Genomic DNA, 14,779 nt, shown 5'->3' with positions numbered 1-14,779 from the left:
ATACCCTAATATCTTCCTCTATGTTATCTGTACCCTGCTTGTAATGCAAGCCCTATCATCCATAAAAATGAAAAAAAGACAATTTGGCCGAATATTCCTGTAATGCTCGTCATCATGCATATGTAAACACTTTCACGAAGTATCCTTAGTCCAAAGGAAAAACTGTGCATCACTCAAAATGAAAAGCCCTTCTTCTCGGAAGCAGAGCACATCAGATCGTAATCCAACGTCTCAACCTTTTCGAAAAGAAGGGCCAATACTGCCACTTCATATTGATATAACTACTGGTTAGAGGACCTTAGTCCACCAACTGCAGTGCCTTGCTGCGCTCGGTATCCCGCTCCAGAACCGGCTTCAAGTACTTGCCGGTATAGGAAGCTTCCACTTTAACGATATCCTCAGGTGTTCCAGTTGCAACAATGGTTCCTCCACCGCTACCGCCTTCTGGACCCAGATCAACAACATAGTCTGCCGTTTTGATCACATCCAGGTTATGCTCGATCACTAACACCGATTCCCCGGAATCAACCAGACGGTGCAACACGTTCAGCAAACGATCGATATCATCGACATGCAAACCCGTAGTCGGCTCATCGAGGATGTAGATGGTTTTCCCTGTACTGCGGCGATACAGCTCGGAAGCAAGCTTCACACGCTGGGCTTCACCACCAGACAATGTGGTTGCAGGTTGTCCCAGATTGATATAACCCAGACCCACATCCATCAGTGTCTGCATTTTACGATGGATCTTCGGAATGTTCTCGAAGAATTGGGTTGCATCTTCAACCGTCATTTCCAGCACATCGGAAATATTTCTGTTTTTATATTTCACTTCAAGCGTTTCCCGGTTGTATCGTTTGCCTTTGCAGACTTCACAAGGAACATAGACATCCGGCAAGAAGTGCATCTCGATTTTGATAATACCGTCTCCACGGCAGGCTTCACAACGTCCACCTTTGATATTAAAGCTGAACCGGCCTTTCTTGTATCCACGTACTTTGGCTTCATTCGTCTGAGCAAACAGATCACGAATATCATCAAAGACACCTGTATACGTAGCCGGGTTGGAACGTGGTGTCCGCCCGATTGGCGACTGGTCAATATCAATAACTTTATCGATATGCTCCAAACCACGAATCTCTTTATGCTGACCTGGACGTACCCGAGCACGGTTCAGATCACGTGCCAGCGTTTTGTACAGGATCTCATTGATCAATGTAGATTTACCTGAACCGGACACACCCGTTACCGCAGTAAACACACCCACTGGAATCTTCACATTCAGATTCTTCAGGTTATTTTCTTTGGCTCCGCGTACTTCCAGCCAGCGGTCTCCTACACTTCTACGTTCTGCACGAATAGGAATGAATTTGCGACCACTCAGATATTGACCGGTTAATGAGTTCTCATCATTCATGATCTCTTGCGGTGTACCCTGTGACATGATGGTACCTCCGTGGATACCTGCACCAGGACCAATATCGATAATATAGTCGGCAGCCATCATTGTATCTTCATCATGTTCAACCACGATCAACGTGTTACCAATGTCTCGCATATGCGCAAGTGTTGAGATCAGACGATCATTATCCCGTTGATGCAGACCGATACTCGGCTCATCGAGAATATACAGCACGCCCATCAGACTGGAACCAATCTGTGTAGCCAGTCTGATCCGCTGCGCTTCCCCACCGGACAATGTTCCGGCAGCACGACTCAGTGTAAGGTAATCCAGACCAACATTCACCAAGAAGCCGAGACGGCTGTTGATTTCTTTCAGAATAAGTTTGGCAATCGTCTGCTCTTTCTCACTCAATTCCAATGAATCGAAGAATCGGCCAGCTTCACCAATGGACAAACTAGTCACATACGCCATGTTGTGATCATTAATCGTAACTGCGAGACTTTCCCGTTTCAGACGCTGACCTTTACAGGTACCACAAGGCTTCGCACTCATATAACCTTCGATGAATTCACGGATACCTTCAGATGCTGTATCACGATAACGACGCTCCAGATTATTCACGATACCTTCGAAGGTAACCAGTGCTTCCTTGCGTTGTCCAAAATCATTCTCATACCGGAAACGAATTTTCTCCGTACCTGTACCCTGCAACAACTTGTTCATCTGCTCAGCTGGCAGATCTTCGACAGGTACATTTTGCGGAATGTTGAAGTGCTCACATACTGACTTCAGGAACTGCGGATAATAGGTGGATGTACCACCTGTCCAAGCATCAAAAGCTCCATCTTCGATAGTCTTAGTCCGATCCGGTACCAGCAGATCAGGGTCAACGATCATTTTGACGCCTAACCCATCACAATCCGGGCAAGCCCCGAAAGGGCTGTTAAATGAGAACATCCGCGGTGCCAGCTCTTCAATACTGAATCCGCACACCGGGCAGGCAAAGTTGGAACTAAAGCGCAGCTCTTCTTCGCCCATAATGTCCACCAGAAGTTGTCCACCGGACAAATTAAGTGCCGTTTCAATGGAGTCCGCCAGACGCGCCTGTACATCATCCTTAACAACGATCCGGTCAACAACCACTTCAATCGTATGCTTTTTATTTTTCTCCAATTGAATATCTTCTGACAGGTCACGTAATTCCCCGTTCACCCGTACACGGACAAAACCCTGTTTGGACACATCAGCAAATACACTTTTATGCTCGCCCTTACGGCCCGAGATAATGGGTGCCAAAATCTGCAACCGGGTACGCTCTGGATATTGCATAATGCGGTCAACCATTTGTTCTACGGTCTGGGAACTGATCTCCACGCCATGGTCCGGACAATGTGGATGGCCCACACGTGCAAATAACAGACGCAGATAATCATAGATTTCGGTCACAGTTCCAACCGTGGAACGTGGGTTACGGCTTGTTGTTTTCTGGTCTATTGAAATGGCAGGAGATAATCCTTCGATGGAATCCACATCCGGTTTCTCCATCTGTCCCAGAAACTGCCTTGCGTAAGCTGACAATGATTCTACATAACGCCGCTGTCCTTCGGCATAGATCGTGTCAAAAGCCAGCGAGGACTTGCCTGAGCCACTCAGACCGGTCAATACAACAAAGCGGTCACGTGGGATGGTAATGTCGATATTTTTCAGGTTATGCGCTCGTGCGCCTTTAATGACAATGTTATCGCTCGCCAATAGTATTCATCCTCTCAAATTTGCTAATCCAACCTTTTAAAAGGCTTTTCGATCCCTCCCAAACCCTCCCTTCCAAGGGAGGGCCCCAGAGGGCGCAGCCCTCTGGACACCCGAAACAAGCGGTGCAACGGTGAGGGGTCGGGTCTTGCTATGTGAAGGGTGGTCGTGTGCCCGCGGCTCCGTATAAGGTTCCGGCTCATTGCCGGAACCTTATACGGCCGCTCTACTGCGAGGTGACGCTCTCGGCTTCGCCACGTTCGCGACAAGGTCGCCATTGCCTTTGGCTCGGCTCCGAGGTCAACACCGGGACGCTCTCGGCTTCGCCTTCGTCGCGGCTAGGTCGCCATTGCCTTTGGCTCGGCTCCAAGGTCAATACCGGTACGCTCTCGGCTTCGCCTTCGTCGCGGCTAGGTCGCCATTGCCTTTGGCTCGGCTCCAAAGTCAATACCGGGACGCTCTCGGCTTCGCCTTCGTCGCGGCTAGGTCGCCATTGCCTTTGGCTCGGCTCCAAAGTCAATACCGGGACGCTCTCGGCTTCGCCTTCGTCGCGGCTAGGTCGCCATTGCCTTTGGCTCGGCTCCAAGGTCAATACCGGGACGCTCTCGGCTTCGCCACGTTCGCGACAAGGTCGCCATTGCCTTCGGCTCGGCTCCGAGGTCAACACTGGGGCACTCTCGACTCCCAATTGCTTTCCTATAAACCTTTTAACCAATTTCAACATTTCTATCAGTATAGACCCGAATTCAAGATTTCAACATCTCTTATTTATCGGTAGATATCAATGATTTCCTTACTCAACAAGAGAACGGCCAATTGGCCGTTCTCTTGTTACAGATCCATCTTTACTGGAGCATATAAATGAGCTGTATCTTATTCAGCGCGAAGTTCCAGCAACGCATCGCGAAGCTCGGCTGCGCGCTCAAACTGCAGGTTTTTGGCTGCATCTTTCATCTCTACCTCTAGGCGCTGAATAAGCGCCTGGCGATCCTTCTTCGACATCTTCTCGGCTGCGCCTGTGAGATAGTCTTTCTTGGATTCGGCAACTTTGGTTGCCTCAATCACGTCACGCACTTTTTTGCGAATCGTCTGTGGTGTAATGCCATGTTTCTCGTTGTACGCGATCTGAATTTCACGACGGCGTTCGGTTTCCTTTATTGCTTTATCCATCGAATCCGTCACTTTGTCACCGTATAGAATAACGCGACCCTCGCTGTTCCGTGCGGCACGACCAATCGTTTGGATCAGTGAGCGTTCGGAACGCAGGAATCCTTCCTTATCAGCATCCAATATAGCGACGAGGGAAACTTCGGGCAGATCGAGACCTTCCCGGAGCAAGTTGATTCCGATTAGCACATGGAAAACGCCCAACCTTAAATCACGTAAAATCGCCATACGCTCCAACGTCTTGATCTCGGAGTGCAGATAACGAACCTTGATTCCAACTTCCTTCAGATAATCCGTCAGGTCCTCGGACATCTTCTTCGTTAATGTTGTAATCAACACACGCTCGTCTTTAGCAATCCGGTCGTTAATCTCACCGATCAAGTCATCGATCTGCCCCTTCGTTGGACGCAGTTCAATGATTGGATCAAGCAGACCGGTTGGACGGATAATCTGTTGCACCATCGTATCGGTATGCTCGATCTCATACGGGCCTGGTGTAGCCGATACATATATAATCTGATCCATCTTGCCTTCGAACTCATCGAATTTGAGTGGACGATTATCCAATGCTGACGGCAAACGGAAGCCATGCTCAACCAATACCGTCTTCCGCGCTTGGTCACCATTGTACATCGCACGGATCTGTGGCAGAGTCACGTGCGACTCATCGACCACGATCAACATGTCATCCGGAAAGTAATCCATCAGTGTATATGGGGTATCGCCGCGTTCGCGGAAAGTCAGCGGACCGGAATAGTTCTCAATCCCCGAACAGAATCCGACTTCCTTCATCATCTCGATATCGTACCGTGTGCGCTGCTCCAGTCGCTGAGCCTCCAGCAGTTTCCCCTGTTCACGCAACACTTCAAGACGCTCCTCCAGTTCACGCTCAATGTTCACCAGCGCAACCTTCATCGTCTCTTCTTGCGTTACGAAGTGAGACGCCGGGAAGATGGCAATATGTTCACGTTCGCCAATCAGTTCTCCGGTTAACACATCAATCTCCGTAATTTTCTCGATCTCATCACCGAACAATTCAACCCGAATTGCATGTTCACCCTTGGAGGCAGGGAAAATCTCAACAACATCCCCACGAACACGGAACGTACCCCGCACAAAGTTAATATCGTTCCGCTGATACTGGATCTCTACCAGACGAGACAAAATCTGATTGCGCGGTTTCTCCATGCCTACCCGAAGTGACAGCAACATGCTTGAATACGAGTGCGGTGAACCCAAACCATAAATGCAGGAAACACTCGCTACAATGATGACGTCCCTGCGCTCAAACAACGAACTTGTCGCTGCGTGCCGCAGTTTGTCGATTTCTTCATTAATACTTGAATCCTTCTCGATATACGTATCGGAGGACGGGATATATGCTTCTGGCTGAAAATAATCGTAATAACTAACGAAATACTCAACCATGTTATTAGGAAAAAAATCTTTGAACTCACTTGCAAGCTGCGCTGCCAACGTTTTGTTGTGTGCAATAATCAACGTCGGACGTTGCAGTTGGGCTATCGTCTGGGCTATCGTAAACGTCTTACCCGTACCCGTTGCACCCAGCAGTGTCTGGTACCTTTTCCCCTCCTGAACACCCTTCACCAATTCTATGATGGCTGCAGGCTGATCACCTTGGGGAGAAAACTCTGACTCGATTTCGAACGTTTTGTCGCTCATTATAATATCGCTCATTGCCGTATCTCACCCTATCGTCTAAAATAATAGTCACTATATATTGTCGAAGTTCCCCGAATTTTCATATGGGAAAACTTATAGTAATAGGAATATTTGTTCCCGTTTAATTATACCTCGTTCGTTTTAGTGATGCAAACGTGAAATGAAGATAGGAGTGGGTTAATTTATGGATATTGCGACACTTATCGGTATTATTGCCGGAATTGCCGCAGTCATTAGCGGTTTTTTGTGGGAAGGCGGCCAATTGTCTGGTCTCCTGCAAAAAACGGCTGCTTTAATTGTATTCGGTGGAACGATTGCTGCTGTGGTTGCCAGTTTCCCGGCGCATCGCCTTCGTACGATTCCAGCTGCCCTGCGTATGGCTTTTGGACGTAACAATAATGATTCAGGCTTATGGGTTGAAGAACTGGTGGAGATGTCTTCAATCGCACGCCGCTCAGGTGTACTTGCATTGGAACGCAAGGTTATGGATCATCCGCATCCATTTTTGCAAGACGGTATTCAGATGGTTGTTGATGGTACCGATCAGGATGTGGTTCGCCAGATCCTGGAGATGGAGATTGACTCCATTGAACAAAAACATGAGGGTTATGCCAAAATATTCGAATCCGCTGGTGGGTACGCTCCAACCATGGGGATCATCGGAACCGTGATGGGACTTATTCAGGTACTTGGCAGTTTGACCGATCCAACCGGACTCGGACCTGCCATTGCTGTCGCCTTTACCGCAACCCTGTATGGGGTCGCCAGTGCCAATCTTATCTTTTTGCCCATTGCCTCCAAGATCAAATCCAGAGGTGCCAACGAAGTGCAGACCATGGAAATGCTTCTCGAAGGTGTACTTGCCATTCAGAACGGTGAGAATCCCCAGCTTGTACGCAAAAGACTGGAGTCCTTCACCCTCACGCATCGTCAGCATATACGCCCACTAGCAAAGGAGGGATTGGATGAGTCGGCGCAGTAAACGGCGCGGAAAACGTGAAACTATCGATCATCGGGATCGCTGGATGATTACTTATGCCGATCTCATAACTCTGCTTTTGATCTTTTTTGTCATCATGTATGCCATGAGCAATCTGGATTCCGGTAAATATGACGTCGTTACTCAATCGTTACAAAATACATTTAATGCGTCCGATTCAATCCTTGAGCTTGGTGAGGGACTCGGTGAGAAACCCGGTCAAACGATTACAGAGACTCCACCATCCGAGGTGCAGGGTGAAGATCCTTCAAATGGTGAAGGAAACCCTTCCGATTCCGGGACTGCAACACCAGATGATGACAACAAGCCCCTCACAGAACGGGAAGAACAGTTCCGATCACAGGAGCAGGAATTACAAAATCTGTTCAATGTGATTACCCAATATATCGAGGATAATAAACTGGAAAATCAGATTTTTGTTGCGGACAAGCCACAGGGCCTATCCATTACACTTAGTGACCGCTTCCTGTTTGACCAGGGACAGGCCGCTCTAAAGGACGGTGCAGCACCAACGCTCAGTAAACTTGCCAGCCTGTTCCGTGATCTGAACACCGTTGTCAGCATTGAGGGTCACACCGATAACGTTCCTGTGGGAGCAAACTCCGCCTATACCGATAACTGGCAGCTTTCTGGAGAACGTGCACTGTCTGTATTACGATTCTTTTTGGATACAGAGAAGCTTAACCCGGACGGATTCCAGTATGCCGGATATGCGGATACTCGCCCAACGGGTGACAATACCACAGCCGCCGGAAGACAAAAGAACCGTCGGGTTGAAATAACGGTCCTGCGTCAACTCCAACCTTAATTATCAATATCTCACATAATGCATCATTACTTATGCAAAGAAAGCACGCTCTAACTGAATTCAATTCAGCAGAGCGTGCTTTTTTATGTCGTATCACCTTATGCCTCTACTCCTGGCTGGCTAGGACGTAGAATCGCAGAGCCTACAGTCAGCAAAATGGCAGCCATGCCAAACAAAATCAATAGTGGCAATGTGATATCCGACAATGTACCACCAGCAGAGATCGTCTCCACCGCCTGAATCGCCCATTTCTGTGGAACAAAGTTGGCGAGCTTTTGCATATAATCCGGCATCAACGAGATCGGCCAGAAACAACCACCTATCATACAAGTTGGCATAATAATAAGGGAATTCAACATATTCGCATTTTTGGAATTACGGATCAATCCTGCAACGGTACTTGCGATGCCCATGGAGACCAGCATGAACGCTGCCAAGATCATGAAATGAATGCCAAAAGGAATACCGGCATCATAATGCAGTAGCCACCTGCTGACTCCCAAAACCAGAACAATCTGAATCATCCCAATGATAAAGCTACCCAGGAAATTGCCAAGCGCAATCTCATATGCACGAACGGGCGCCGTATATACCCTGGCCATCGTGCGTTTCCTGCGATCCTCCATAATCACGGCTACTGCACTGGTCAGCAAACCCATCATAAACATGATCGTAAATCCGGTCACATTGTTCAGGCCTGGCTTGGGATAGATCTGCAGATCAGTGACTTCACCAGCAATTTGATGTTTTCCTATCTCCTGTAAAAGCTGTTCAAATGGCTTCTGTGTACTCGATAGTATGTCAGTCTCACTTGAGACAGGACCTGCCGCCACCTTAACAGCTGAAGCAGATTGTTGCAATCCGCTCGTTAAACCTTCGACTACTGCTCGTAGGGTATAGGAACTTTCACTTTTACGCAGTTCCACCAATTGGATTTCGGTTGGCTTTCCTTGTAACAGATCCTCCGTATAATGTGCCGGAATGATAATGCCAGAACTTCCTTTTTGCTGAGCGATAGCTTCCTTCACTTCTGCTTCGTTTGTCATCGGTTTGAGCAGATACTCCTCTTTGCCAGCAAGTTCATGAATCATCCATGTCCCTGCCACCCCTCCATCCTCATTCACATAGGGAATAACAGTACGTGTAATCTGATCGCTTCCAAAAAGAGCAACCGCTCCTGTAATCACCAGGCAAGGTAGAAGCAGAAACGTAATGAAGCCCATTTTACGGCCAAGTGTACGTCTAATCATCAACCAGGCGATGTGTAGACTATTCATATCGGTATCCTGCCTTTCTATAGATCATTCCTGAGATGAACAGTAATACAGCGCATACCACGCCTAACATTAGAATGTTATATACAATCTCTCGTAAAGGTGCATCCAGCATCATTCTCAGAAAACTCTGGAGTGCCCAGTGGTTAACCGTAAATTGGCTAAGCCGTTGTACAAAATCAATCGGAATGGGCATGAACCCACCGCTAATGAATGTCATGGCAACGATGATACCTTGTAAGGTTGCACTGGCCGATGCCGTGCTTTTGCATACCAATGCCACGATCACGCCAAGGGTCATGGATGCCAATGTGATACATACACAAGTGAGCACAATATACCAAGGATGCGTTCCCCAATCTACACCGTAGAACCAATACGTCATAAGTATGATCGTTGTTGCCTGTAAGAAAGCGAGTAGACTATTACCTGCAATTTTGCCAGCGAAAATAACTCCATTACCTATAGGCGCAGCCTGAAGGCGAATTAACGTTTTGTTATCACGCTCTCCAAAAAGACTGGTACTGGTTGTCATGCCTGAGTACAACATGAACATCGCCAGCATGGAAGCTGCATAGTATTGGGAGGCACTATACGCCGTACCTGTCTTACCGGGATTAGTGACAGCAATGGAGGTGGAATTCGCCGTACCAGACTCCGAAGCAGAGGCCATAGCAGCAATCACTTCCGGACCGAGTACTTTGGTAATCCCCATCTGTCGGTTCCATTCATCCGTAAAACGTGTGAACAATGTTTCACCCAAGGTATTAAGTGTGTTGTCCTTTCCTCGTATCCACTGTAACCTGGCCTCTTTCCCCACCATCACGTTTTGCTCAAAATCCGAAGGAATCATTACAGCAAAGTCCAGCTTGCCGGTACGCAACGCATGAACGGCCTCTTCTTCTGTCGTAAAGTTCTGCACCTTGACCATCTCAGCTACTTCCGGGGATTTAACGAATGTATCCAGCGCTTGATTAACCGTACTTGATCCTCCACCAGATTCAGTATTCAAATGGATAATTCCCACACGTACAGTATCTGGAATAACATCATCCGCCGTACCCATCGTACTGGAAAGTGCCATGCCCAATATAAAAATCAGTAACAACGGCAGAATGAACAGGTTTAACACTACAGATCGAATCTTAAGAATACGCCTTAATTCAAAGATGCAAATATGCCATATATTCATCTCTTGCTCCCCCTAGTCCCGAAGCGTACGCCCGGTCAGATTGAGGAACAACGTTTCCAGATCCGGCTCTTCGACCTTGAGCGACTGAATGGATACTTCATGTTTGCTGCAAATGAAGAGTAGATCCTGGAGATCCTGCTGTGCCGAAGGCAGCGTAATGGTCAGTGTATTCTCTGAAACGTCTACCATCCGTACGCGGGGGTGAAGTTTCAGTTCTTCCACGACGTTGGGAATGATACCGGAAGTGGAGAGCACTACTTTTTCCTCCGATGCTACCCGTTCTCTCAGCTCTGCTTCAGTCCCACAGGCAATGATTCGTCCCTGATCCATAATCGCAACCCGGTGACTAATCGCAGCCACTTCCTCCATGTAATGACTTGTATATATGATCGTTGAACCCATCTTGTTGAGTGTCCGTACCGATTCAAGAATATGATTCCGAGATTGCGGATCAATACCAACTGTAGGTTCATCCATAATAATTAGATCCGGGCGATGTGTAATCGCACATGCGATGTTTAACCTGCGTTTCATACCGCCAGAGAAGGTCGAGGGGGCATCCTTTGCTTTATCCTGCAACCCTACAAATTCAAGGGACTCCTGCACTCTTTCCTTAAGCAATTTTCCACGCAGTCCATACAGTCTGGCAAAAAAGGTCACATTCTCCGCAGCAGACATGGTTTCGTATAAAGCCAGATCCTGCGGAACCAGTCCGATCTTGCGCTTTACTTCTAGCGGTCGCTCCTTGACCGAGATCCCATCTAATCTGATTTCACCCTGATCCATATTCAGGAGCCCTGCAATCATGCTGATGGTGGTACTTTTTCCTGCTCCATTGGGACCGAGCAATCCAAAAATCTCGCCTTTGCCAACACTAAGGTTCAAATGATCCACGGACAGCTTGCTGCCGTATCGTTTTACTACATGATCCACTTCAAGTATGCCCATCCCTTTTACGCCCCTTTTCCGTTTCGGCCTTCGCCGCTGGATTTCATAATTTTATTGTAACGGATCGCAATCTGTAGCGAAGGTACAAAAAGTCATGAATCGAAGGTGACTTAAGTCATCTCCTGATTCGAATGCTGCTTATGGTATAATCAAGGGCGCATTACCAAGAGATTTTCTACTCCACTTTTTATATAAAGGATGTCACAACCATATGCCGATGCGGTTTCTGCAATACGGATTAATTATCGTTCCAGCAGTGCTGTACCTGTTGATCCTGCCCCTGGAAAACGAAGCCGTCTACACCCTGTATATCATCATCGCGCTTGGACTCTCCGTGTGGAAAGATTTTAACCGTTCAAGTACACAGCAATGGCTGTTGCTTCTGGCAGAAATACTCTGGGGCTGCTGGCTGATTGCTTCGTATGGACCATTTATGTTTTTCCTCTCTCTATCCGTGCTCTACGTGTATATATACAGACTGGAGGGAAGTCGGAGATGGTTGATGTTTGCACTTCAGCTTGTCGCTAACAATGTCGCTTTGCATTGGCATTATTCTGTCCCACAGGCACCGCAGCGAGGGTTAACCACACTTAATACAACCGCCACTACATTACTCTCCGCAGAGACAACGGCGATGGTTCTTGGCAACCTGCTTCTGCTCATCACAGCGGCTCTGTCCTGGCAGGGATCAAGAACGGCGAGCAGCCGCGGACAACTGGAACAAGTCTATGACGAACTTCGCAGCAAACATTACGAGCTACAAGAAACTCGTGCGCAGCTGCTGTTATTTACAAAGCAACTTGAAGGAGTGGCTCAGGCAGAGGAACGCACCCGTATCTCCAGACAGCTTCATGACGATATCGGGCATCGACTGATTCGCACCAAAATGATGTCGGAAGCCGCCCTGTTGACCCTCCCCCTCGATATAGAACAAGGAACGGAAATGGTGCGACAGATTCGCGATCAATTGGCCGATAGTATGGATGATATGCGCAGCACACTGCACAAACTGCAACCTAATTCCTATGCATCCGAAGCCTACGCCCTGGATCGTCTCCTAGAGGAAGTGGGTAGAGATACCGGCGTGAAGACAAATTATAAAGTTCATGGCTCATCCCATGTGCTGTATCCCAGCATACAAATTGTTTTATACAAAAATGCCAAAGAAGCCCTTACCAATGCCCTGCGACACGGAAATGCTTCTTCAATCAAAGTAGAGCTGGTATTCGGGGATCAGGAAGTGTGTATGAGTGTGAGTAATGATGGCAAAATCAATCCTCATTCTTCCAAGCGAAATGGCATAGGACAGGAAGGTATGCTTCTACGCACACAAATGGTGGGAGGAGCCCTGGAGATTCAATCGGCTTATCCGTATACAGTGATTACACGCATTCCATTAACGAATCAGATGGATATACTCTGAAAAAGGAAGTGAATGTTCTCATGTCCGAACGTAATGATGTGAACCAAAACAATGATTCAGCCCAACTCCCACTTATTCGGCTGATTCTCGCAGACGATGATTACTTCATTCGTGAGAGCCTGAAAGTGCTGCTCGGACTGGACTCCGGCATTCGCGTTACAGGCACAGCCTCAAACGGACAAGAAGCGTTGGAATTGCTTGAAGCAGGAACGCCTGCGGATGTGGTTTTAATGGATATTCGGATGCCGGAATGTGACGGAGTTGAAGGTACCAAACGCATCAAGTCACGTTTTCCTGAAATCCAGGTGCTCATGCTAACTACGTTTGACGACGATGAGTATATTATTCAGGCATTACAGAATGGGGCAAGCGGTTATTTGCTCAAAAACGTCCCCCCTGAGCGGATCATTCAAGGCATCAAGACCGTACATAACGGCGATATGTTAATTCATCCGGATATTGCCCGCAAATTGGCAGGCCTTCTTCGTCCCGCTGCCACTCCCTTGACACACAACCCAATCGAAGCCTATGGACTGACACGTATGGAGCTGGCGGTTGCCGAGGCCATATCGGAGGGTTTATCCAATAAGGAAATTGCCGCCAAATTGTTCCTCAGTGAAGGCACGGTCAAAAACTACGTCACGGATATTCTCGGCAAGCTGAGCTTGCGTGATCGGACCCAAATCGCCATCTTTATGTTAAAACAATAACCAAAAAGGTATTTCCCTTGCCTGCGACGGCGTTCGGAAATACCTTTTTCATTGTTTGATTTATGCAACATACTTCATCACGTATGCTAGTTACATCTCCACGGACCCTTTATCACTGGCCACCGGGGCTGGCGGTAACGCCAAGGGAGCTTCGTCCCTTTGTGGTTTTTTCAGACGAGCAAACAGTTTGAGGTTGATGATATGGAACAAAGTCAGTGGACTTAACCGAATCGCCCAGACCTCGTGATTGTCCGGTGCCATAATGACCCCAAGTTGATGATGCTCCCCTTCATAGATCGCTCGTTGCATGAACTTGCTTTCTCCCTGGTGATTGCGAACCTCAAGTTTGCAAAAAGCCGGATTCATCCGCAGCGCACGATGTAACTCTTCCGGTGAATGAACCAACTTACCATTCACCTTGTACAATGTCTCACCTGCTTCAATCCCCAAATCTGCAGCAGGACTCTCTGGAATAACAGCCAATACTTTCAACCCATGCTGCGGATGGACAAATACCGGACTGCGGTTTTGCTCTTCAAACGCGCTGTACCATACCAGAAATTCATGTCCAATAAATGCGATTAGCGCAGCAACCACCATGAGTGGAGACCACCATGCAGCAAGCAAACTGAACACAAGCAAAGCTGCCCCGTATATCATCAACCGCTTGGATGAGATCTGTACCTTTTGTCCCGGAAGCATACTCTGCGTTATCTCACCAAATCCGAGCATAATCGGCAACGCAACCAGCATGTAACTATGACCTGCATTCATCAGTGGATTCCATGCCAGCTCTGCGCCACCTCCTGTGACTGGAACAAGAATTAGTAGAGGAATGGCCCAGAACTGTTGCAGTTGATATCCACCAACCAGCTTCCCGCGTTTTCCCTCGAAGAGAAGTGGTGATGCCATCGATACCCCCTGCATGCGTACCAACAAGGCTTCACCCATATGTAGAAGCGCCGCCAGGACAAGCAGTGCAGGCATATCCAGGGTACGTAGCGTTTCCGTTACACTTCCCATCCAACCCAATGGTTGCCAGCCTGAAGCCAGATTCAAACCAAATTGCAACACACCCAGCAACCCGGCCGCATAAGCAAAGCACAGATACCGGATACGGAACAAGGATAAAATTAATGTTGCAGCCCATATGCATATCAGGCTTCCCAGTGTAAGGTGTGCACCGAGGAATAGGGACACGATCGAGACGATGGTACCAATGAGTATACCTCCGAGCACCGCACGAATCGTCTGTGTTATCGAGCTTTGCAAACGGACATGAAACAATTTACGCTCCTGTAGTAACTGACGATGATAGATCAGAGCAATCAGGATCACCGCAATATAATAAAACGGCTGAATAAACAACTGCAACAAAGCTTCTCCTAATGTAGTTAACCACGGCCATACCCATTCCATT

10 protein-coding genes are annotated in these 14,779 nt (G+C 47.9%); 4 read left to right on the top strand and 6 right to left on the bottom strand.

All coding sequences use genetic code 11. From position 1 onward, the window contains the following. Positions 1–298: 298 nt before the first annotated feature. Positions 299–3,157: an excinuclease ABC subunit UvrA gene (gene uvrA / locus ACDJ59_RS29190; protein WP_413407078.1), complete on the bottom strand. Its 2,859-nt coding sequence runs from the start codon at positions 3,155–3,157 to the stop codon at positions 299–301. Between the two features lie 870 nt (positions 3,158–4,027). After that, a complete protein-coding gene (uvrB, locus tag ACDJ59_RS29185; RefSeq protein ID WP_413407077.1) occupies positions 4,028–6,019 on the bottom strand; it encodes an excinuclease ABC subunit UvrB in 1,992 nt (663 codons plus the stop codon). 169 nt (positions 6,020–6,188) lie between these two features. On the opposite strand from uvrB, the gene ACDJ59_RS29180 reads away from it, so the two are divergent. Then, a complete protein-coding gene (locus ACDJ59_RS29180) occupies positions 6,189–6,986 on the top strand; it encodes a flagellar motor protein (protein WP_413407076.1) in 798 nt (265 codons plus the stop codon). Next, positions 6,970–7,812 (top strand): flagellar motor protein MotB, encoded by an 843-nt coding sequence (locus ACDJ59_RS29175; protein WP_413407075.1) that lies wholly within the window; start codon positions 6,970–6,972, stop codon positions 7,810–7,812. Before ACDJ59_RS29180 ends, ACDJ59_RS29175 begins: the two co-directional genes overlap by 17 nt. A gap of 98 nt (positions 7,813–7,910) precedes the next feature. Here the strand turns inward: ACDJ59_RS29175 and ACDJ59_RS29170 are convergent, their stop codons facing one another. From ACDJ59_RS29170 to ACDJ59_RS29160, 3 genes are read right to left on the bottom strand one after another with little or no spacing between them, the layout of a single operon-like run. Continuing rightward, complete coding sequence (locus ACDJ59_RS29170; RefSeq protein WP_413407074.1) at positions 7,911–9,089, bottom strand: ABC transporter permease; 1,179 nt, start codon at positions 9,087–9,089, stop codon at positions 7,911–7,913. Beyond that, on the bottom strand, positions 9,082–10,278 hold the full coding sequence (locus tag ACDJ59_RS29165; RefSeq protein ID WP_413407073.1) for an ABC transporter permease: 1,197 nt from the start codon (positions 10,276–10,278) through the stop codon (positions 9,082–9,084). The genes ACDJ59_RS29170 and ACDJ59_RS29165 overlap by 8 nt, the downstream gene beginning before the upstream one ends. Before the next feature lie 12 nt (positions 10,279–10,290). After that, positions 10,291–11,226: an ABC transporter ATP-binding protein gene (locus ACDJ59_RS29160; RefSeq protein ID WP_413407072.1), complete on the bottom strand. Its 936-nt coding sequence runs from the start codon at positions 11,224–11,226 to the stop codon at positions 10,291–10,293. Positions 11,227–11,437: 211 nt separating this feature from the next. Here ACDJ59_RS29160 and ACDJ59_RS29155 point away from each other — a divergent pair, with 211 nt between their 5' ends. Together ACDJ59_RS29155 and ACDJ59_RS29150 are read left to right on the top strand one after the other, a co-directional pair. Continuing rightward, positions 11,438–12,649: a sensor histidine kinase gene (locus ACDJ59_RS29155; protein WP_413407071.1), complete on the top strand. Its 1,212-nt coding sequence runs from the start codon at positions 11,438–11,440 to the stop codon at positions 12,647–12,649. Positions 12,650–12,669: 20 nt separating this feature from the next. Further along, on the top strand, positions 12,670–13,359 hold the full coding sequence (locus tag ACDJ59_RS29150) for a response regulator transcription factor (RefSeq protein ID WP_413407070.1): 690 nt from the start codon (positions 12,670–12,672) through the stop codon (positions 13,357–13,359). 90 nt (positions 13,360–13,449) lie between these two features. On the opposite strand, the gene ACDJ59_RS29145 is transcribed toward ACDJ59_RS29150, so the two are convergent. Next, the gene (locus ACDJ59_RS29145) at positions 13,450–14,778 is read right to left on the bottom strand and encodes a PDZ domain-containing protein (protein ID WP_413407069.1); all 1,329 of its coding nucleotides are present in this window, start codon (positions 14,776–14,778) and stop codon (positions 13,450–13,452) included. Between the last annotated feature and the right edge of the window lies 1 nt (position 14,779).

The sequence above is a fragment of the Paenibacillus amylolyticus genome (assembly GCF_047302515.1).
Classification (GTDB): domain Bacteria; phylum Bacillota; class Bacilli; order Paenibacillales; family Paenibacillaceae; genus Paenibacillus; species Paenibacillus amylolyticus_G.
Note: the sequence above shows the minus strand (reverse complement) of the source record. Positions and strands in the feature narration are given on the sequence as shown.